Annotated in this window: 16 protein-coding genes; 9 read left to right on the forward strand and 7 right to left on the reverse strand. The window is 73.3% G+C overall.

Annotated elements, in window-relative coordinates; genetic code table 11:
• Positions 1 to 85: 85 nt before the first annotated feature.
• From E1212_RS02520 to E1212_RS02530, 3 genes are read left to right on the forward strand one after another with little or no spacing between them, the layout of a single operon-like run.
• Positions 86 to 808 (forward strand): nucleotidyltransferase family protein, encoded by a 723-nt coding sequence (locus E1212_RS02520; RefSeq protein WP_131978651.1) that lies wholly within the window; start codon positions 86 to 88, stop codon positions 806 to 808.
• A 22-nt stretch (positions 809 to 830) separates the two neighbouring features.
• Complete coding sequence (locus E1212_RS02525) at positions 831 to 1,616, forward strand: enoyl-CoA hydratase/isomerase family protein (RefSeq protein WP_131978654.1); 786 nt, start codon at positions 831 to 833, stop codon at positions 1,614 to 1,616.
• Positions 1,609 to 2,517, forward strand: coding sequence for a hydroxymethylglutaryl-CoA lyase (locus E1212_RS02530; RefSeq protein ID WP_131978657.1), 909 nt, complete (start codon positions 1,609 to 1,611; stop codon positions 2,515 to 2,517). Before E1212_RS02525 ends, E1212_RS02530 begins: the two co-directional genes overlap by 8 nt.
• A 13-nt stretch (positions 2,518 to 2,530) precedes the next feature.
• Here the strand turns inward: E1212_RS02530 and E1212_RS02535 are convergent, their stop codons facing one another.
• Entirely contained in the window at positions 2,531 to 3,052 is a 522-nt protein-coding gene (locus E1212_RS02535) for a GtrA family protein (RefSeq protein WP_203416247.1), read from the reverse strand.
• Positions 3,053 to 3,213: 161 nt separating this feature from the next.
• Between E1212_RS02535 and E1212_RS02540 the strand changes: the two genes are divergently transcribed.
• From E1212_RS02540 to E1212_RS02555, 4 genes are all read left to right on the forward strand, one after another.
• Positions 3,214 to 4,332 carry a 5-(carboxyamino)imidazole ribonucleotide synthase gene (locus E1212_RS02540; protein WP_131978937.1) on the forward strand — a complete coding sequence of 373 codons (1,119 nt, stop codon included), beginning with the start codon at positions 3,214 to 3,216 and terminating at the stop codon, positions 4,330 to 4,332.
• A 40-nt stretch (positions 4,333 to 4,372) separates the two neighbouring features.
• The gene (gene purE / locus E1212_RS02545) at positions 4,373 to 4,897 is read left to right on the forward strand and encodes a 5-(carboxyamino)imidazole ribonucleotide mutase (RefSeq protein ID WP_131978940.1); all 525 of its coding nucleotides are present in this window, start codon (positions 4,373 to 4,375) and stop codon (positions 4,895 to 4,897) included.
• A 540-nt stretch (positions 4,898 to 5,437) separates the two neighbouring features.
• On the forward strand, positions 5,438 to 6,109 hold the full coding sequence (locus E1212_RS02550) for a hypothetical protein (protein ID WP_131978660.1): 672 nt from the start codon (positions 5,438 to 5,440) through the stop codon (positions 6,107 to 6,109).
• Positions 6,110 to 6,356: 247 nt separating this feature from the next.
• Entirely contained in the window at positions 6,357 to 7,304 is a 948-nt protein-coding gene (locus E1212_RS02555) for a serine protein kinase RIO (protein ID WP_203416251.1), read from the forward strand.
• Between the two features lie 75 nt (positions 7,305 to 7,379).
• On the opposite strand, the gene E1212_RS02560 is transcribed toward E1212_RS02555, so the two are convergent.
• Positions 7,380 to 11,798: a S8 family serine peptidase gene (locus E1212_RS02560; protein WP_162605266.1), complete on the reverse strand. Its 4,419-nt coding sequence runs from the start codon at positions 11,796 to 11,798 to the stop codon at positions 7,380 to 7,382.
• A gap of 261 nt (positions 11,799 to 12,059) precedes the next feature.
• On the opposite strand from E1212_RS02560, the gene E1212_RS02565 reads away from it, so the two are divergent.
• Positions 12,060 to 12,866 (forward strand): TrmB family transcriptional regulator, encoded by an 807-nt coding sequence (locus tag E1212_RS02565; RefSeq protein ID WP_131978669.1) that lies wholly within the window; start codon positions 12,060 to 12,062, stop codon positions 12,864 to 12,866.
• Between the two features lie 20 nt (positions 12,867 to 12,886).
• Here E1212_RS02565 and E1212_RS02570 read toward each other — a convergent pair whose 3' ends face one another.
• Positions 12,887 to 13,318, reverse strand: coding sequence for a CoA-binding protein (locus E1212_RS02570; protein ID WP_131978672.1), 432 nt, complete (start codon positions 13,316 to 13,318; stop codon positions 12,887 to 12,889).
• A gap of 38 nt (positions 13,319 to 13,356) precedes the next feature.
• Here E1212_RS02570 and E1212_RS02575 point away from each other — a divergent pair, with 38 nt between their 5' ends.
• Entirely contained in the window at positions 13,357 to 14,004 is a 648-nt protein-coding gene (locus E1212_RS02575) for a hypothetical protein (protein WP_131978675.1), read from the forward strand.
• A gap of 22 nt (positions 14,005 to 14,026) precedes the next feature.
• Here E1212_RS02575 and pip read toward each other — a convergent pair whose 3' ends face one another.
• From pip to E1212_RS02595, 4 genes are read right to left on the reverse strand one after another with little or no spacing between them, the layout of a single operon-like run.
• A complete protein-coding gene (gene pip, locus E1212_RS02580; RefSeq protein ID WP_131978677.1) occupies positions 14,027 to 14,977 on the reverse strand; it encodes a prolyl aminopeptidase in 951 nt (316 codons plus the stop codon).
• Entirely contained in the window at positions 14,974 to 18,024 is a 3,051-nt protein-coding gene (locus tag E1212_RS02585; RefSeq protein ID WP_131978680.1) for a coiled-coil domain-containing protein, read from the reverse strand. Before E1212_RS02585 ends, pip begins: the two co-directional genes overlap by 4 nt.
• Positions 18,021 to 18,719 (reverse strand): hypothetical protein, encoded by a 699-nt coding sequence (locus E1212_RS02590; RefSeq protein ID WP_131978683.1) that lies wholly within the window; start codon positions 18,717 to 18,719, stop codon positions 18,021 to 18,023. Before E1212_RS02590 ends, E1212_RS02585 begins: the two co-directional genes overlap by 4 nt.
• A complete protein-coding gene (locus E1212_RS02595; protein WP_131978686.1) occupies positions 18,716 to 19,249 on the reverse strand; it encodes a hypothetical protein in 534 nt (177 codons plus the stop codon). Before E1212_RS02595 ends, E1212_RS02590 begins: the two co-directional genes overlap by 4 nt.

Here is a 19,249-nt window from a genome sequence, read left to right on the forward strand (position 1 = left end):
CCCCCGGCCCCGGCCCCGGCCTGACGGTCGAGCCGGCCGGTTGCTGTTCGCGCGAGTGTCGCCGGGGCCGGGTAAGGTCCGCGGCATGACGAGCGCAGCGACGGTGCGCCAGGCCGTGATCCTCGCCGGTGGGCAGGGGTCGCGGCTCAAGCCCTACACCGACACCGTGCCCAAGGTGATGATCGAGATCTCGGGCCGGTGCATCATCGACCACCAGCTCGACTGGCTGGCCGAGGCCGGCGTCACCGACGTCGTCGTGTCGGCGGGGCACCTCAGCGAGGTCCTGCTCGACCACCTAGCCTCGCGCGAGCTGCCGGTCCGGGTGCGCACGGTGGTCGAGGACGAGCCGCTGGGCCGCGGCGGCGGGCTGAAGTACGCCGGCAAGCAGCTGCCCGCGCCCGACGACGGCTGGTACGCGCTCAACGGCGACATCTGGACCCGCTTCGACCTGCGCGGCATGACGGCGTACCACCTCGAGCGGCGGGCCGTCGCCACCATCGGGCTGGCCCGCCCGCGCATGCCGTGGGGCGTCGTCGAGCTCGACGAGCTGGGCCGGGTCACCGACTTCGTCGAGTCGCCGCCGTCGCCCTATCCGATCAACGGCGGCGTCTACGTCTTCTCGCCGCAGATCCTCGACCTGCTGCCCGACGTCGGCGACCACGAGCGCACCACGTTCCCGTCGCTGGCCAAGGAGCAGCTGCTGGCCGGCTATCCCATCGAGGGGTACTGGCGGGCCATCGACACCCCGAAGGACCTCGCCGAGGCGGCGAAGGAGCTCGAGGCGCTGCGGTCGTCGCTGGGCGACTGAGCGCGGCCGGTAGGTTGGGCCCATGGGCAGTGTGACGATCACCCGGCTCGATGAGGTGCCGGGTGTCCTAGAGCTGGTTCTGGGCCGGCCCGAGGCGCACAATGCGCTCTCCACCGACCACGCGCGGCAGCTCGTCGCGGCGGTCGAGGAGATCGCCGCCGACCCGAAGGTGCGCGCCGTCGTGCTGTCGTCGTCGGCGCCTCGATCCTTCTGCGTGGGTGCGGACCTCAAGGAGCGCAACGACATCGACGACGACGGCCTGCGCACGCAGCGCGTCGTGTTCCGGGCCATGTTCACCGGGCTGCTCGAGCTGCCGGTGCCGACGATCGCGGCGGTGCACGGGCACGCGCTCGGCGGCGGGCTGGAGCTGGCGCTGTCGTGCGACCTCATCGTCGCCGAGGAGACCGCCGTGGTCGGGCTGCCCGAGGTGTCCGTCGGCGTCATCCCGGGCGGCGGCGGGACCCAGCTGCTCACCCGCCGGCTCGGCTGGAGCCGGGCCGCCGATCTGATCTTCACCGCCCGCCGGTTCGACGGCGCCGAGGCGTACCGGCTCGGGCTCGCGGACCGGCTGGTGCCGGCGGGGTCGGCGCGTTCCGAGGCGCTGTCGCTCGCGGCGACGATCGCGGGCCATTCGCCCGTCGGCGTGCGCAACGCCAAGCGGGCCATGCGGCAGGGCTTCGACGCCCCGCTCGCGGCCGGGCTCGACATCGAGGACGCCGCGTGGCGCGCCACCGCGTTCAGCGGGGATAGAAAGGAGGGCGTCGCCGCGTTCAACCAGAAACGGCGCCCGGATTGGCCAGGTGAGTGACGTGACGTTCCCCTCCCGCGTGAGCGTGCGCGAGGTCGGCCCGCGCGACGGGCTGCAGAACGAGGACCCGATCTCCACCGACGCGAAGGTCGAGCTGATCGACGCGCTGGGCCGCACCGGCGTGCGGCGCATCGAGGCCCTGTCGTTCGTCCACCCCAAGGCGATCCCGCAGATGGCCGACGCCGACGAGGTCTGGGAGAAGGTCACGCGCGACCCCGGCATCCGCTACTCCGCGCTCGTCCCGAACCTGCGCGGCGCCGAGCGGGCACTGGCCGCCGGGTTCACCGAGCTGGAAGTCGTCGTGTCGGCGTCGGACACCCACAACCAGCGCAACATCAACCGGACGACGGAGGAGTCGCTGGCGCAGCTGCCGTCGTTGGTGTCGGCCGTGCATGAGGCGGGTGGGACGCTGCAGCTCATCGTCTCGACGGCGTGGGGCTGTCCGTACGAGGGCGACGTGCCGGTCGACCGGGTGCTGTGGGTGGTGTCGCGCGGGCTCTCGGCGGGGGTGGACTCGCTGGTCTACGGCGACACCACCGGCATGGCGACGCCGCCGCGGGTGACCCGGCTGGTGGGTGCGACCCGTTCGTCGCACCCTGACGTGGCGTTGGGACTGCACTTCCACAACACCCGGGGGACGGGGCTGGCCAACGTCTACGCGGCGCTGGAGCTGGGCATCGACGACTTCGACGCGTCGGTCGGCGGGCTGGGCGGCTGCCCGTACGCGCCCGGAGCCTCGGGCAACATCGCCACCGAGGAGCTGGTGTACCTGCTCGAGGACATGGGCATCGACACCGGCATCGACCTGCGGGCGATGATCGGGGTGGCCCAGCTGGCCGAGCAGCTGGTGGGCCGCAAGCTGGACTCGCAGGTGCTGCGGGCCGGGCCGGCGGTGCGCTGAGGCCGGTCGCCGCTCAGGTGGTCTGCTGCTGCGGCTGGGCGTGCGCGGGGAAGACCCAGGTGCGGTACGACCAGAACCGGAACAGCGTCCCCAGCAGCAGGCCGACCACGTTGGCAGCGATGTTGTCGGCCAGCGGGCCGGACAGCCCCAGCACGTAGCGCGAGAAACCGAGGCACGCCAGCGCGATGCCGAGGCCGACGCCGTTGAGCACGAAAAACAGCGTGTACTCGCGGGCCAGGCCGGTGCGGGCGCGGTGCCGGAAGGTCCACAGCCGGTTGCCGGTGTACGTGACCGACGTGGCGCCGACGACGGCGATGGTCTTGGCCCACAGCGGGGCGTCGTGCAGCGGGCCGATGCCGTCGGGACCCCAGAACAGCAGCGCGTTGAAGATCATCAGGTCGACGACGAAGCCGACGCCGCCGACGGTGGCGAACTTCGCCGCCTCGCGGATCAGGTGGTGCAAGCCGTACCAGAGTCGGGACACCGCACCCGGCAGACGCGGGGTGCGGCGCTTCTGTGGTGCGGTATCGAGCACGGCCCCAGGGTAAGGCACGCCGCCCGGATCGTCGCATTCCGCTCGGTTGGCGCAGGTCAGCGCTTGATCCTTCGTCTCACGACGTGGCTGTGCGGGTGGCGGCGCGCGGTGCCGTAATCTCGTGGCTCGTGGGTGATGAAGCGACGTGGCCCGTGGTGGGCATGGTCGGCGGAGGACAGCTGGCCCGGATGACCCAGCCGGCGGCGGTGGCCCTCGGCGTGCGGCTGAAGGTGCTCGCGGCGTCCCCCGAGGAGTCGGCGGCGCAGGTGGTCAACGACCCAGTGGTCGCCGACGAGAAGTCGCTGGCCGACCTCCGCGCGTTCGCCGCCGGCTGCGACGTCCTGACGTTCGATCACGAGCACGTCCCGCCCGCTCATCTGCGGGCGCTGGAGGCCGACGGCGTCCTGGTCCGGCCCGGGTCGGCGGCCCTGCTGCACGCCCAGGACAAGGGCGTCATGCGGGAGCGGCTGACGTCGCTGGGCATCCCGTGCCCGCGGTGGGCCGTCGTGTCCGGCCCGGACGACGTGGCCGCGTTCGCCGCCGGCGGTGAGGTCGTGCTGAAGACGACCCGCGGCGGCTACGACGGCAAGGGCGTCTGGCTGGTCTCCGGCGACACGCCCGCCGAGGTCGTGGCGGAGCCCTTCCGCGCGGGCGTCCCCGTCCTGGCGGAGGAGCGGGTCGACTACGCGCGCGAGCTGTCCGCCGTCGTCGCCCGGTCGCCCCACGGCCAGGCCGTCGCCTACCCCGTCGTCGAGTCGGTCCAGCGCGACGGCATCTGCGTCGAGGTGGTCGCGCCCGCCCCGGGGCTGTCGTCGTCGCTCGCGGTGGAGGCGCAGCGACTGGCGCTGACGGTGGCGTCGTCGCTGGGCGTGGTCGGGGTGCTGGCGGTCGAGCTGTTCGAGACGACCGACGGGCGGCTGCTGGTCAACGAGCTGGCGATGCGGCCGCACAACTCCGGGCACTGGTCCATCGACGGCGCCGTGACCAGCCAGTTCGAGAACCACCTGCGGGCAGTGCTGGACCTGCCGCTCGGCTCGCCGGCCGCGCGCGCCCCGTACACCGTCATGGTGAACGTGCTGGGCGGCGACCTGCCCGAGGTGTACCCGACCTATCGGCACATCATGGCGCGCGACCCCGGGCTGAAGGTCCACTGGTACGGCAAGGGCGTCCGGCCGGGCCGCAAGGTGGGGCACGTGACGGCGTACGGCTCGGACCTCGATGACCTGCGCGAACGGACCTGGCACGCGGCCGACTACATCCGAGGGGACATCGATGAGTGAGGCTTCCGGCGACGGTGTCGGCGACGGCGTCGGCGACCTGGTGACGGCGCGGGGTTCGGGTGAGCCGCTGGTCGGCATCGTCATGGGCTCGGACTCCGACTGGCCGGTGATGTCCGCGGCGGCGTCGGTGCTGGACGAGCTGGGGGTGGCGTACGAGGTCGGCGTCGTGTCGGCGCACCGGATGCCGCAGGCGATGCTGTCCTACGGTGCCGAGGCCGCGGGGCGCGGGCTGCGGGTGCTGGTCGCCGGGGCCGGCGGGGCCGCGCACCTGCCCGGCATGCTGGCGTCGGTGACGTCGCTGCCGGTCGTGGGCGTGCCGGTGCCGCTGAAGTACCTCGACGGCATGGACTCGCTGCTGTCGATCGTGCAGATGCCGGCCGGCGTGCCCGTCGCGACGGTGTCGGTCGGCGGTGCCCGGAACGCGGGGCTCCTGGCCGCCCGCATCCTCGGCGCGTCCGACGCGTCGTTGCGTGAGCGCCTCGACGCCTTCCGCGCGTCCCTCGAGGAGGCCGCGACCGCCAAGGGCGCCGCTCTCCGCTCCCGTCTGACCACGCCGGAGCCCTGACCTCCGACCCGTTGCCCGCTCACCGCTGCCGCCCGCACCCGCGCTGAGCCGTCTTCTCCGTCGCCCGCCGTCTTCACTTCCGGGAGTCGTCTTCACTTCCGCAAACCGTCTTCTGCGTCCCAGAACCTCCGCACGAGACGATCGACGGCAGTGAAGACGGTCGGCGGGAGTGGAGTCGGTCGGCGGGAGTGGAGTCGGTCGGCGGAAGTGAAGACGGTCGGCGGAAGTGGAGACGACTCCCGGAAGTAACGACGGTGGGCGGTGGTGGAGACGGTCGGCGGAAGTGCAGACGGTCGGCAGGAGTGAAGACGACCCCCGGACGTGACGACGCCGGCGGCTGTTTCCACAGATCGACCGGGCCGGCGGAGTTGTCCACATTCTCGGGAATCGGCGGCTTCTCCGGCCGAGCGATCGATCAATCTGAGTGTTGTGACGATCATCCTCACGCGTGGGCTCCCGCCGTTGCCCACCGTCGTGCGGTGCAAAACACCGTCTCTGAAGCCGGCGGTCAGGGCGTTCGGACGGGTCCTGGTCGCGCACGTGCCCGAAGTCCATCGACGCCGTGCGGCGGGAACGCCCGTCGTCAGCCGGCCGTGGGCCGCGGCCGACATCGCCCGCACGGCGCCGGTCATCGAAGCGTTGATCATCGCCGACGCCGTCGCTCGATCGGGCTTCGACATCCACGAGGCGATCGGTCACATGGGTCACTGGCCGGGGGTGACGCGAGCGCGGTGGGTGGCCGAGCATGCCGACCCGCGGGCGGAGTCGCCGCTGGAGACGCTGGGCCGGTTCACGTGTCTGCAGTTCGACCTGCCGCTGCCGGTCTGCAATGCGTGGGTGGGCGAGAACGATCCGGAGTACCGAGTGGACGGGCTGTGGCCCCATCACCGGGCCGTGTTCGAGGCCGACGGTGCGGTGAAGTACGACAACCGTCACGACGCGGCGCGGATCGTGGCGCGGCAGGGCGAGCGGGAGTGGCGGCTGCGCCGCCTCGGCCTCGACGTGGTGCGGTTCGGCTGGGACCTCGCCGTGCGCAATCGGGACGAGCTCGCTCAGCGGTTCGCCGTCCTGCTCCGTGACAACGCCCAGAACGAGCGGCCGATCCGCTGGTGGAAGCACGTCCCGGGCACAGGCGCCGTCGAGCCCGAACCGGAGGACTGGCCGTCGCCGGGACCGAGCGGCATCGTCCTGCCGGGCGGCTGGGACCGCTGACCCGGGCCGGCCGAAGGCGCGGAAATTCAGTTGCGCGCGCCGGCGCGGAACGGGTTGGCTGGGCCGTGCACAGGTGTGTCGGCGCCCACGAGGCGTCCGGCGTTGGTGAAGGGAGGCGTGACCTGATGGCTGCCCGCTCGAGGCGGCGCGACTTCGCGTGCGCGCCACAGTGTCCTCACCTTCCCGTTCCCACCGCCTGAACCACCAGGAGCCGCGGTGGGGACCTCCTCGTCAGGAGACCACCGCAGTGCCGAACCACGATGAGTTCCAACCCATGCGCTCCCGCGGCCGCAGCCGCACCCGCGAGGACCGCGGCCCCGTCACCAAGCACCACGTCGACGACACGTTCGCCCGGTACGCCGCCGAGTACGGCCTCACCCCGCCCGGCGAGGAGACGGTCACCGACGACCCGCCGTACGGGGATCGGTGGACCACCTGGGACGACTCGACCGCAGGCGAACGCGGCCCGCGGCCGTACCCGGACTGGGTCGTCACCGACCTCGGCGCCGTCGACACCGAGCTCGGCATCCTGAAGACCGGCAAGGAGTCCGACGTCTTCCTGCTGGAGCGCTCGGTGCCAGGTACGGAACGCGCCACCCTCATGGCCGCCAAGCGCTACCGCGACCCCAAGCACCGGATGTTCCACCGCGACGTCGGCTACCGCGAGGGCCGCCGCGACAAGGAGTCGCGGGTCAACCGGGCCATCGCCAAGGGCAGCGCGTTCGGCCGCGAGGCGATCGCCGGGCAGTGGGCGCGTGCCGAGTTCGACGCGCTCACGTCGCTCTGGTCCGCAGGCGTCACCGTCCCGTACCCGGTGCAGATCCTCGGCACCGAGCTGCTCATGGAGTTCATCGGCGACGGCGACGGCGGGGCGGCCCCGCGGCTGGCCCAGTTGCGGCCCACACCGGACGAACGCGACGACCTCTGGGACCAGCTGGCGCACAACCTGACGCTGCTGGCGCTGGCCGGGTACGCGCACGGCGACCTGTCCGCGTACAACCTGCTGGTGCACGACGGCCGGCTGGTGGTCATCGACGTGCCGCAGATCGTGGACGTCGTCGGGAACCCGCACGGCCGCGAGTTCCTCGACCGCGACGTCCGCAACGTCGGCGGCTGGTTCACCGCCCGCGGCCTCGACCCGCGGCGGGTCGGCGACCTCAGCGAGGCCCTCGCCAAGGACGCGCGGCTCGCCTGAGGACACAACGCGAACGCCGGCGCGGCGGACCCCTGAAGGAGCCCGCCGCACCGGCGCTACTGCGGATCAGACCCGTCAGCGACCGTCGCTGACGATGTCGACCGTGGCGGAGGCCGGGTCACCCACCAGATACCCCGGGCCGTCCGAGACCGTGATCGTCACCGAGCGCGGCTGCGGGCTGGGCCCGCGCCGGTCGATGACGCCCACGGTCTCGACCGCGGTGGTCTGGCCGGGTGCGAACGTGACCGTGCCGTCCAGCGGCTCGTAGTCGCGGCCCGGCCGGGTGTAGCGGCCGTCCTCGACGGAGTAGCTCACCGTCAGCTCGCCGGCCGCGGAGCCCGCCGGACGAGTGAAGGTGACCGTGCCGTCCGTCGCCGGCTCCACCGCGTCGGCCGTGGCCGCCACGGTGATGGCCGGCAGCGACACCGCCACGCTGTCGGAGACGGTGACCTCCTGCGCACCCGGGTTGTCGGTGACGTGCACCGCCGAGTTCGTCAGCACCGCGCCGTCCTCGACGTCGGCGTCGACGGTGACGTCGTAGGTGATGACGACGGGGTCGAGGTCCGGCCCCTCGTAGCTGGCGCAGACGACGGTGTCGTTGGCGATGACACCGGCCGCGCTGCCTGCGTTGACCAGCGACGTCGCCGACGTGCCGGTGGCGTTCTCGGTGCCGATGGTGATCGGCCCCGCCAGCGGCCCGGTGATGTTGTCGTAGGCGAACACCAGGTCGTTGCTGCCGGTGAAGAGGAACGCCTCCATGTCGTACGTGCCCTGCGCACCAGTGGGGTCACTGGCGAGGCGCAGGTCGTCGACCTCGATGACGGCCAGGCCGGCGCCCGCCGTCGCGAGCGAGATGCCGGAGTTGGCGGCCTGGTTGTAGACGATCTGCATGTCCTGCCAGAGCATCGCGGCCAGGTTGTTCGGCCGTGCCGCCGTCGGCAGTGACTGCGGAGTGGCCGGACGGGCGCCGTCGTTGGCGGCGTAGTCGTAGATCAGGAAGCCGTCGTCGGACAGCCCGACCCCGGCGTACGGCCGGTCGTAGAACCCGTAAGTGCGGCTGGCCAGGGCGGTGACGACGATGCCGTCGCCCTCGATGCCCGCCTGCGCCAGGATGCCGAAGTCCTGCAGGTTCGAGTACTCCTGCGTCCCGGTGACGGGGTTGACGCACTGCGGGTCGGTGGCGCTGGTGGTGATGGAGTACGCGCCCTCCGCGCCGACCGCGGTGGGCAGGGTGCCCTCCCACGTCAGCACGCCGTCCTCGACGGTGGCACCCTCGGTCGCCGTGCCCTCCACGTACGTCGTGCCCTCGGGGAGGGTGTCGGTGATCGTGTAGGTGAGGTCCTCGGGCGTGACGTTCGGCGCGACCGTCAGCATGTACCGGATCGTGTCGCCCGGCCCGGCGGTGTCGACGGAGGCCGTCTTGGTGACGTCGTCGGCGTGCCGGTTGACCGTGACCGGGATGACGCCGATGTCGCCCTCGGAGTCCGGCGCGGAGCCCAGCGCGATGGCGCCGTACCAGGTCTCGCCCGGGTCGAGGTCGTCCTCGTCGTAGAAGGCGCGGATGGTGAACGGCTCGCCGGCCGGCTGCGACTCCGGGCCCTCGACCGTCAGGTTGCCCTGGTCACCGGCCACGACGGCGGTGCCCAGCGTGACGGTGTCGGTGCCGCCCGGCGTGGAGGCGTCCCAGTTCTGCACCAGGATCCACCAGGTGCCGGCTTCGGGGCTGCCGACGTCGCAGAACTCGTCGGCGGTGCCGGTGGCGCTGGAGCAGACCTGCGTGGCGGCGCTCGGCGTGCTGCCGGTGCCGACGAACAGGTCGAGGTCCGGCGCCGTCGAGTCGGACAGGTCCGCGATCAGCCGTGCGGCGTTCTCGGGCACCTCGACCAGGATCGTCTGCGTGCCGTTGCCGTCGTACGGGTCGGTGTTGGTGGTGTCCTCGGGGATCGAGAGCTGCTGCTCCTGCACCGGGACCAGGCCCGACACCGTCGCGGTGAAGTCCTCGATCTCGATCGCCTCGATCGGCGCGGACTCCTGCGAGCCGGCGTCGCGGCGGGTGTCGATCTCGATGCCGTCGGGCAGCACGCCGGTCGACGGCAGTGCCGCCACGGGCAGGTGCGCCGCCGGCGCCTCGGAGCCCTCCTGCGGCGTCAGGACCACCGCGCCGAACAGGTAGTCGTCGGTCGGGGCGCCCGCGACGTCGGCGGTGATGGTGATCTCGACGTCCTCGCCCTCGGCGATGGTGAACGTCGACGGCTCCGCGGTGACGGTGATGCCGTCGCTGAGGGACTCGGTGCTGACCGTCCACGTGCCGGCGCCGGTCTCGGTGCCGGTGACGGTCCGGGTCCACTCACAGGTCTCCAGGCACTGGCGGTCGGCCATGCTCGGCAGGTTGAGGTCCTTGACGTCGCCGCCCTCGGCCGGGTTGGCCGCGGCGTACTCGGCCGGCGTGACGTCCAGGACCAGGCCGGCCTTCGCGGCGACGTTGAGGTCCACCCGGCCGGAGCCCATGTCGAACCAGTCGGCCACGGTGCCGTCGTTGTCGGTGACGGTGGTCTTCGACGTCGTCATGGCCGCGGACTGCGCCTCGGCCGGCGTCCAGTCGCCGTGGATGGACTTGAGCAGCGCGTACGAGCCGGCCATGTGCGGGCTGGCCATCGAGGTGCCGGAGATGAAGCCCCAGCTGGTCTCATTGCCCACACCGTTGGCGGCGATGATGTCGACGCCCGGCGCGGTGATGCTGGGCGAGACGATCTCGACGGCGCGGTTCGGGCCGCGGCTGGAGAACGAGGCCATGATGTCGCCGACGGAGTCGGAGATGACCTCGATGCCGCCGGACAGCGACGCCTTCTCGCCGGTCACCGAGGCCATCCAGGCCTTCAGCTCGACGCCGTCGTCGTACGTGATGTGCACGGCCGGCAGCACGTGCGCGTCGGCGTTGAGCGAGTCGCCGCTGGCGGCGTCGTTGGCGAGGATCATGCCCTCGGCGCCGAGCGCGGCGACGATCTGGCCCTTCTCGACCCGGCCGTTGTTGCCGCGGTCGCAGACCACGATCTCGCCGGTGAAGTCGGTGCCGGCCGGGAACGCGCCGGTCAGGCAGAGCGGGTTGCCGAGGTCGCCGGCGTAGACGATCGGGAACGTGCCGGTGGTCGCGGCGCTGAAGCCGAGGCCGCGGACCGGGTCGTGGGTGACGCCGCCGTCGGCGGTGACGTTCTGCACCTCGGCCTGCCACTGCCGGTCGTGCTGGGCAGCGGCGGTCGACGTGGTCCAGGGGATGTCCGCGGGGGAGCCGACGGTGGCCTCTCCCGGGCCCTCGTTGCCGGCCGACTGCGCGACGTGGATGCCGGCCGCGCGGGCGTTCAGGAAGCCGACGGCGTCGGTGTCGGTCCACGGGTCGGGCGAGGCCGCCGGGCTGCCGATCGAGTAGTTGATGACGTCGACGCCGTCGGCGATGGCCTGGTTGATCGAGGCAAGCGTGGCGGCACCGGGGCAGCCGGCCGCGCAGGCGTCGTAGGCGATGACGTTCGCGTGCGGCGCGACGCCCTGGATGTTGCGGGTGACGCTGAACTCGTGCTCGGTGCCCTCGGCGCTGTAGACCGTGGCGTCGGTCTTGTTGCCGGCCGCCGTGCTGGCGGTGTGGCTGCCGTGGCCGTCGTTGTCATACGGGTTCGGACCGTCGGGGGTGGCGAAGTCCCACGCGCCGATCAGCTTGTCGTTGCAGCCCCAGTTCGGGATGTGATTCGGGTTGGCCGGGTCGCAGACACCGACGTAGTTGCCGGCGCCGCGCGGGTTGGTGTGGTCGTAGCCGTCGCCGCCGGCCGAGGTCGGCACCACGTCGGCGAACGACGGGTTGGCCGGGTTGATGCCGGTGTCGATGACGCCGACGACGATTCCCTCGCCCTTGGTGCCGGTGTCGTCGGCGGCGGGGGTGCCGGAGCCGTCCCAGAGGGCCGGCGCGCCGATCCAGCCCGGGCCGCGGTCGGTGTGCAGCTCACGCACCTGGTCGACCTGCACCGACGTGACGCCCGGCAGCTCAGAGACGGCGAGCGCCTCGTCCTTCGTCAGCTCGACGGCGATGCCGTTGAGCGCGTAGGTGTAGGTGAACGGGACCTCGGGGGTGCGGCCGATCTCGTCGCCGATCTGGTCGACCAGCTCGGCCTGCGCCGCCTCGAGGTGGCCGGTGTAGGCCTGGGCGGCGCGACTGTCGACGTCGAGCGGCGCGGCTCCGCGCGCCTCGGGGCCGGTGGCCGCCAGGCCCTTGATGCCGCCGTCGTAGGCGGGAACGGCGGCGTCCTCGAGCTGGACGATGTACAGCTCCGGCGCGGCGGCCGTGCCGAGGCGGAGCGCGACGCCCTTCTCCTGCTGGTGCAGGGCGAGGTCGGTCACCGCCTCGAGCTGGGGAGGTATCGGCGCCTCCGCGGGCGCGGCGCCGGCGCCCTGGGTGAGTCCCAGGGCACAGGCGACCGCAGCCGCGAGGGTCAGGCTGCGACGCAACATGCGGGCTCCTTCAACGACGAACCCGCCGGCCACTCCGGGGTGTGGTGGCGGCGGGTCTGGGTTTCGAGCGAACTGCGGACGGTGTCGGGGGTGCGGCAGCCGATGTGACAACGCGATGGCGTCGGCATCACCGGCCTCCCGAAACGGTGCGTTCCCTGGCAGATGACGTGCGGAGATGCACATTGTCATGAGCTGCCCGGTAACCGGTGAAACTAGACGAACCTTGTCACCACTGTCAATGGTGACATTAAGGTGTCCGCCATGGACACCGCCGCGAACGTCGCCGGGCTGGTCGACCTCGGCCTGACCCGGTACGAGGCGCGGGCCTACCTGGCGCTCATCGGCCGCCGCGATGCCACGCCGGCCGAGATCGCGCGGATGGCGTCCATCCCGCGGCAGCGCGCTTACGACGTCCTGGCCTCACTCTCCGAGCGAGGGCTGGTCCAGCACGTGCCCGGCCAGGCGGTGCGCTACCGCGCTCAGCCGCCGGACCAGGTCACGGAGCTGCTCCTCGCGGTGCGCCGGCGCGAGCTGGACCGGCTGGCCCGGAACACGACGGACATGGTGAGTCAGCTCCGCTCGCTGTTCCAGCGCGGCCAGGACCACGGGAACCCGTTCGACTTCGTCGAGGTGCTGCGCGACCGCGAGCACGCCGTCGAGCGGGTGCAGCGGCTCTGGACCGACGCCCGGCACGAAGTGCTGACGTTCGTGCACCCGCCCTATCTCGGCGCGTCGACGCCGTCGAACTCCGAGGTGCCGGTGGGCATCGTGCAGCGGTCGATCTACGAGACGTCCATCCTCGACGACCCCGAGATGACCGAGCGGGTGCGGACGTGGGCGGCGCTGGGCGAGCAGATCAGGCTGACGACGGAGCTGCCGCTGAAGCTGACCATCGTCGACGGCCGGTCGGTGGCGTTCAACATGCCCGATCCCGCCGAGGGCGACGGCTCCGTGACCACGCTCGTCGTGCAGCACGAGGCGCTGGCGACGACGCTGAAGATCGCGTTCGAGAGCCTCTGGTCCCAGGGCCGCACGCTCGACGACGTCGTGGCGGCGCGGACGTACTAGCAGTCCTGGCAGCGGTCCGGCTACGGGCCGAGGCGAGGGGCCTCGATGGCCGGGCAGGTGTCCATGACGACCTCGAGCCCGGCCGCCTTCGCCCGCTCGGCGGCCGCCTCGTCGACGACGCCGAGCTGCAGCCAGACGGCGGTGATGCCGAGCCTGTCCTTCTCGGCGATGGCGTCGTCGACCACCTCGCCGACCCGCCGGCTGTTGACGAAGCAGTCGACGACGTCGACCGGGCCGGGGACGTCGGCCAGCTTCTTGTAGCCGGTCTCGTCGTGGGCACCCTCGCCGCGCGGGTTCACCGGCACGATCGTCATGCCGAGGCGGTCGCGGAGGAACCGGGCGACCCCGTGGGCGGCGCGGGCCCGGTTCTCCGAGAGCCCGACGACGGCCCAGGTGGCGGGGGTGGTGAGCAGCCGGCGGACGGTACCGGGGTCGTTCACGTGCGTGGTCACCCTTCGAGCGTATGCCCGCCGGGTCGTAGGCTCGAGTCATGACCCGACCGCCACTCACCGACCGGCAGATCGACCGAGCCGAGGCCGCGTCGAGCGGCGATCCGGCCGGGCTGGCGCGGCAGTTCGAGGACTGGGCCGCCGACCCGCAGCCCGGCGACGTCGACGACACCGGCACGCTGCTGGTCCGGGCCAGCGAGGCCTGGGTCCGCGCGGGCGAGCACGAGCGGGCGGTCGATGCCGCGCGCCGGGCGGTGGACACCGGCCACGAGGTCCCGCCCAACACCCGGTGCTTCCTCGTCGACGCGCTGCTGGCCGCCGGCCGCGTCGAGGAGGCCGACGCGCTGGCGGGCGAGCTGCGTCGCGTGCGCGGCGGTGACACGTTCGTTCTGCTGTTCCTGGGTGAGAGTTACGAGGAGCGCGCGCACTCCGCGAAGGCGCATCGCTGGTTCACCATGGGCCTGACGGCGGCGGAGCGGCACGGCGACCCCGCCGGCGCGGTGCCGTCCCTGCTCGCCGCCCGATTCCGGGTCCGCCGCGACCTGGAGCTGCCGTACGACGCGCTCGACGAGGAGTACGCCGACACCGTCGTCGAGGAGCTCGAGGAGGACGGCGTCGACGTCGCCGCCGAGGCCGCGGCGCTGATGCAGGAGGACGGCTCGAACCCGGACGCGTTCTTCCGGCCCTGAACCGGGCGTGCCACGCCGCGTCTCACCCGGCGGCGAAGGCGTCGGTGGCGCGGCGCAGCTCGGTCGCCAGTCCGGCGTCGGCGGAGACGTGGCCGGCGCCGTCGACCACCACGAGCCGGGCGTCGGGCCAGGCCCGCGCCAGATCCCAGGCCGCTTGGACCGGGGTCTGCATGTCGGCGCGGCCGGCGACCAGCACGCCGGGGATGCCGTGCAGCCGGCCGGCCTCGCGCACCAGCTGGTCGTCGGCCAGCCAGGCGCCGTGGCGGAAGTAGTGGACGACGATCCGCACGAAGGTCTCCGCGAACAGCGGGTCGGCGAAGGCCGTGGACGCGTGCGGGCCGGGGTGCAGGCTCAGCGTCGCCGCCTCCCAGGCGCACCAGGCCGCCACGGCGCCGTCGCGGACCGCGGGGTCGGGGTCGTGCAGCAGCCGGTGGTAGGCCTCGATCAGCTCGCGGGCGCCCGCGACGCCGGCCCCGCCCGCCGCCGCGCTGAACGCCGCCCACGCCTCCGGGAAGAACCGCGCAGCGCCGCCGCCGTACAGCCAGTCGTCATCGTCGGGCCGCAGCAGCGCGATGCTGGCGAGCACCAGCGCCGTCACCCGCGACGGGTGCGCCTGCGCGTAGGCCAGGCCGAGCGTGCTGCCCCACGAGCCGCCGAGCACCAGCCAGCGCTCGATCCCACGGTCGGCCCGCAGCCGCTCGAGGTCGTCGACCAGCGCCCAGGTGTGGTTGGCCGACAGGTCGCTGTGCTCGTCGGCGACGCGCGGCGTGCTCCGGCCGCAGCCGCGCTGGTCGAGCAGGACGATGCGGTACGCCGCCGGGTCGAACAGCGTCCGGTGCGCCGGGGAGCAACCGGCGGCAGGGCCGCCGTGCAGCACCACCGCGGGCGCGCCGCCGGGGTTGCCGCACTCCTCCCAGTAGACGCGCTGCCCGTCGCCGACGTCGAGCAGCCCGTGCGCGTACGGCTCGATCACGCGACGTCGAGCGTGCCGGGCCGGAACGACGTCATCCAGGTGCGCAGCAGCTCGACCCGGGCGGCGTTGGCGTCGTTGCCGACCACCACCGGCTCCTCGTTGTAGGCCATGGTGTCCGAGCGCCGCCGCAGCTTGACGTAGAGGCCGGACGCCTCGATGGCGTAGCGCTCCATGTCGTCCTGCAGGGCGCCGACGACGGTGATGTTGTGGTCGTTGCCGATGCGCTCGAACAGGGCGACGGCCTCGCGGCGGTGCTGCTTGCCGAGGTTGCGGCCCAGCTCGTCGAGGATCAGCAGCAGCGGCCGGTCGCCGCCGCGGGCCAGCGCCGCGGCGCAGACCAGCTTGACCGCCTTCTCGTCCATCTGCGCGGTGTTGCTGCGCAGCGTGTAGGCCGACATCCGCTGCCCCTCGGCCCGGCGCCACTTGGGGCTGACGGTCCACCGCCACGGCTTGTCCGGCTCCGACGGCGGCTCCGGCTCCGGGTAGTCGAGGCCGGCGCCGTAGCCGCCGTACTCCTGGTCGAGCCGGTCGAACTCCGCAGCCACCTTCTTGAGCATGGCCTTGATGCCCGACGCCAGCGAGGTGCGGTGGGCCCGCGCGGTCTGCTCGGCCTCGCCGTGCCCGAGCCGGGCGGCGGCGAGGTCGGCGGTGCGCCGCGAGCGCTGCTCGGTGATCTGCTTGAGCTGGTGCTGGTCGTGCTCCTCGGTGTCCTCGAGGTGGGTGTCGAGCGCGCGCAGCAGCGGCGCGACCAGCGTCACCCGGGTCTCGAGCGTGCCGCCGGTCCAGTTCTGCGTGACCAGCAGCTCGCGCAGCTCGGCCGTCAGCTCCTCGGGCGGCGTGCCGGGCGGGAAGCAGCGGACGGCGACCTCGTTGGTCAGCCGCGTGGCCTCGTCGTCCCAGGCCGCGGTGGTGCGCGCCTGCGTGTCGCCCGGAAGCGCGACGAGGTGCCGGCGGGCGGCGTCGGGGGAGTCGCCCCAGGCCTTCTCGCGGTCGAGCAGGCCGAGCCCGTCGCGCTCCTCGGTCAGCGCGAACCGCTCGGCCTCCTTCTCGCGCAGGGTCTGGGTGAGCCGCTTGCGGGTGTCGCGGAGGCTGGTCACCCGCTCCTCGCGCGAGTTGTGCACGCCCAGCTCGCGCGCGTACGCGTCCTCGGCGGCGGCGAGGTCGGGAACCAGCGCCTCGCGGCGGTCCTGCCGGTCGGTGTTCGCCTCGCGCAGCTCACCGATCTCCTTCCGCAGCGCGTCGGCGCGCTCGGCGGCGTCGGCCGCCTTGGCCCGCGCGTCGGCCCGGGCGAGCGCCGCCCGGGCCTGCTCGACCACGGCGGAGGCCGCGTCGAGCGCCGTCGTCAACTCGCGGTGCGCCTCCTCGGCGGCGGCGACACGCGCGGGCTGACCCGTGATCGGCTCGGCGAACCCGCCGATGGCCAGCACTCCGGCCGCTTCGTCGACGACGGGGTCGGCTGCGGCCCGGGCGGCGATCGCGTCGAGGAACGCCGTCAGGTCGGGTGCGCCCTTCTTGCCGTCGGCCAGCACGAGCAGCGAGCCGGGCAGCCCGGCCAGTGCCTTCACCGCCGTCGTCGCGTCCTTGCGCCCGACGACGACGGCCTCGCGGTAGGGGGTCAGCCGCGGCTCCCACACGTCCCGCTCGGCGGGGTCGACGGTGACGACGTCGACCAGCGCGACGGCGTCGACCTTCGCCGCCCGGAGCCGTTCGACCTGCTCGGCGGCGACGTCGTCGCCGGACTCCGTGGCCGTGACCCTGCGCCGGGCCTCGGCGGCGGCGGCCCGGGCGACCGCCTGCGCGGCGATGGCCTCCTCGAGCGCCGTGCGGGCCTCGTCCAGCTCGGCGGCGGCGACCGGCGGGGTGCGGCCGTCGGCGGCGCGCGCCTCGTCGAGGAGGGACCTGTGCGTCGTGGTCAGCCGGTCGAGATGCTGGCCGGCAGCCAGGTGCGCCGCCTCGAGCTCGCGGTCGCGGGCGATCAGCTCGTTGCGGGTGCGCTGGGCGGCCTCGAACCGGCGGGCGGACTCGTCGTCGTCGGTCAGCGCGGCCAGCCGGTCCTCGACCGCGTCGATCTCCTGTTTCAGCTCGGCCTCGGTCTCGTCCAGGCCGGCGAGGGCCTGGCGCAGCTCCGACGCCCGTTCGACGCCGTCGAGCAGGTGCCGGGCGCACCGCGAGCGCCAGGCCGTACGCGCCTCGTCGAGCAGCTCGCGCGCGGCCAGCCGGCGGGCGATGCCGGCCTCGACGACCGCCATCTCGCTCTCCCACGAGGCGAGGTCGCGCTCGGCGTCGAGGACGTCGCTGCGGTGCCGGTGCTCGGCCGTGCGCAGCACCTGCTCGTGCTCGAGCTCGCGGTCCAGCCCGGTGAGGGTCGCGATGGCGTCGAAGATGCGGTGCGGCGGCAGGTCGTTCAGCGGCTGGGCCAGCAGGTTCGCCGCCTGACTGGCGCGCACCGACGTCGACAGGAACGACACGCAGCGCGCGTTCTGCCCGAACAGCACCCGCGACAGCTGGCCGGCGTGGAAGTCGGTGCGGCCGTTGCTGCGCGGCAGCTCCGCCCAGAGCTCGTCGACGCGCGCGGCCCGCTCGGACTCCGTCGCGCCGTAGGGGACGTGCAGCCCGCCGGTCCAGCGCAGGTCGAGGTAGGGCGCCTTACGGTTGATGCGCAGCCAGACGGTGATGACGTCGCTGGTCAGCTCGGTGAGCGACCCCGTTCCGGGCGGGGCGAACACGCCGATGACGTAGCCGCGGTCGACGTTGGACCAGCGGCCCTCCTGGGCGGCCAGCTCCGCGGTGAACAGCAGCTCGGCGGCCCCCGCCGCGCCGCTGGCCAGCCGCCACTGCTCGTCTGCGTGCAGCAGGCTGAGCGCGGCGATGAACGACGACTTGCCGGCGCCGTTGGAGTCCTTCGGCCCCTGCCCGGCGACGGTGACCAGCCCCTGGCCGATCATCGGGACCGGGTGGGTCGACAGCCGGGAGATGTCGACGACCTGGATGCCGACGAGCACCCGCTCGCCGACGACGTCGAAGGCGCCCGCTGCGGCAGCGCTCACGTGTCCTCGTTCCTCTCCGTCGTGCTCGTGCGGGTGGGGGTGGCGACGGCGGCAGCTGCAGCCGGGCGGCGGGCGCGGATGGCCGCCGCCAGCGGGCTGTCCGGCGCGGCCGCCAGGATCAGCTCGTGCTCCAGCCGCTCGCGCGCCGGTTTGGTGAGCCGGTGCAGCGCCGGTCCGGGCAGGTAGGCAGGCCCGTCCGTCGGGGCGGCCCGGCCGCGCGCCGGGGCGATCTGCACCAGCCCGGCGGCCCGCAGCCGCTGCAGCGCGGGGCGGATCTCGCCGCGCGGCAACTGCGTGTACCGGGTCAGCTCGTCGACCGGCGTGGGATGCCCCGACGTCCACGAGTCGCCGCCGATGAGCCCCTGGCTGCGCGGGATCGCGACCGAGTGGATGAGCACCAGCACCAGGACCGCGCGGTCGACCCGCGACTGCGCCGTGGCGCCCTCGGCGGCCAGCTGCGCCGTGACGTCGTCGCGGAACCCCGACGTCCAGTGCGTGCTGCCGACGCGGACCAGCGTGCGGCCCATGCGGAAGAGGAGCCGCTGCAGGTCGCGGCGGACGGTCGCGTCGCGCAGCGCCAGCAGCTGGGCCTCGGCGACCGGCTCGCGGCCGTGCTCGAGGGCGGCGAACGCGGCCATGACCTCGTCGCGGTGGCGCTCGTTGAGGTCGGCGAGGACGGTGTCGAAGATGGTCATGCCTCGCGCTCCGGTGCCGGCATGGAGCGCCACAGCTCACGCAGGGTGCTCAGCTCCGCCGCGCTCCACGACGCGACCCGCGGGCCCAGCCGCACGACCCGGGCGTCCTCGTCGAACAGCACCCAGCCGGCGCCCGCGAGCCGGCGGGCCGCACCCATGGCGGCGGCATGCAGCGCGCGCTCGTCGCGGTTGCCGGTGACCGCCCGGAACACGGCGACGACCTGGTCGTACGGTGCCGGGGCGGCGGGCCAGACCGGGCCGCTGGGCTCGGTCCAGCAGCAGCGCAGGCAGGCCGCGAGGACACGGGCGGTGTCATTGGGCTGGTCGACGGCGACGCCCGCCAGCCCCAGCTCGTCGAGCACGTCGGGGCGGGCGTTGTCGGGCAGTGCCGGCAGCAGCCAGACGGCGCTCGCGTCGGGCTCGACCAGCCGGGTCATGCCGGCCGGGTAGGCGCTGGCCGGGGCGACCCGCTGCGGCCCGGCCGCGCGGTAGCGCGCCCACCAGAGGGTGGTGTCGTCGTCAGTCGTCAT

Source organism: Jiangella ureilytica (assembly GCF_004348545.1).
In the GTDB taxonomy this organism is placed as follows: Bacteria; Actinomycetota; Actinomycetes; order Jiangellales; family Jiangellaceae; genus Jiangella; species Jiangella ureilytica.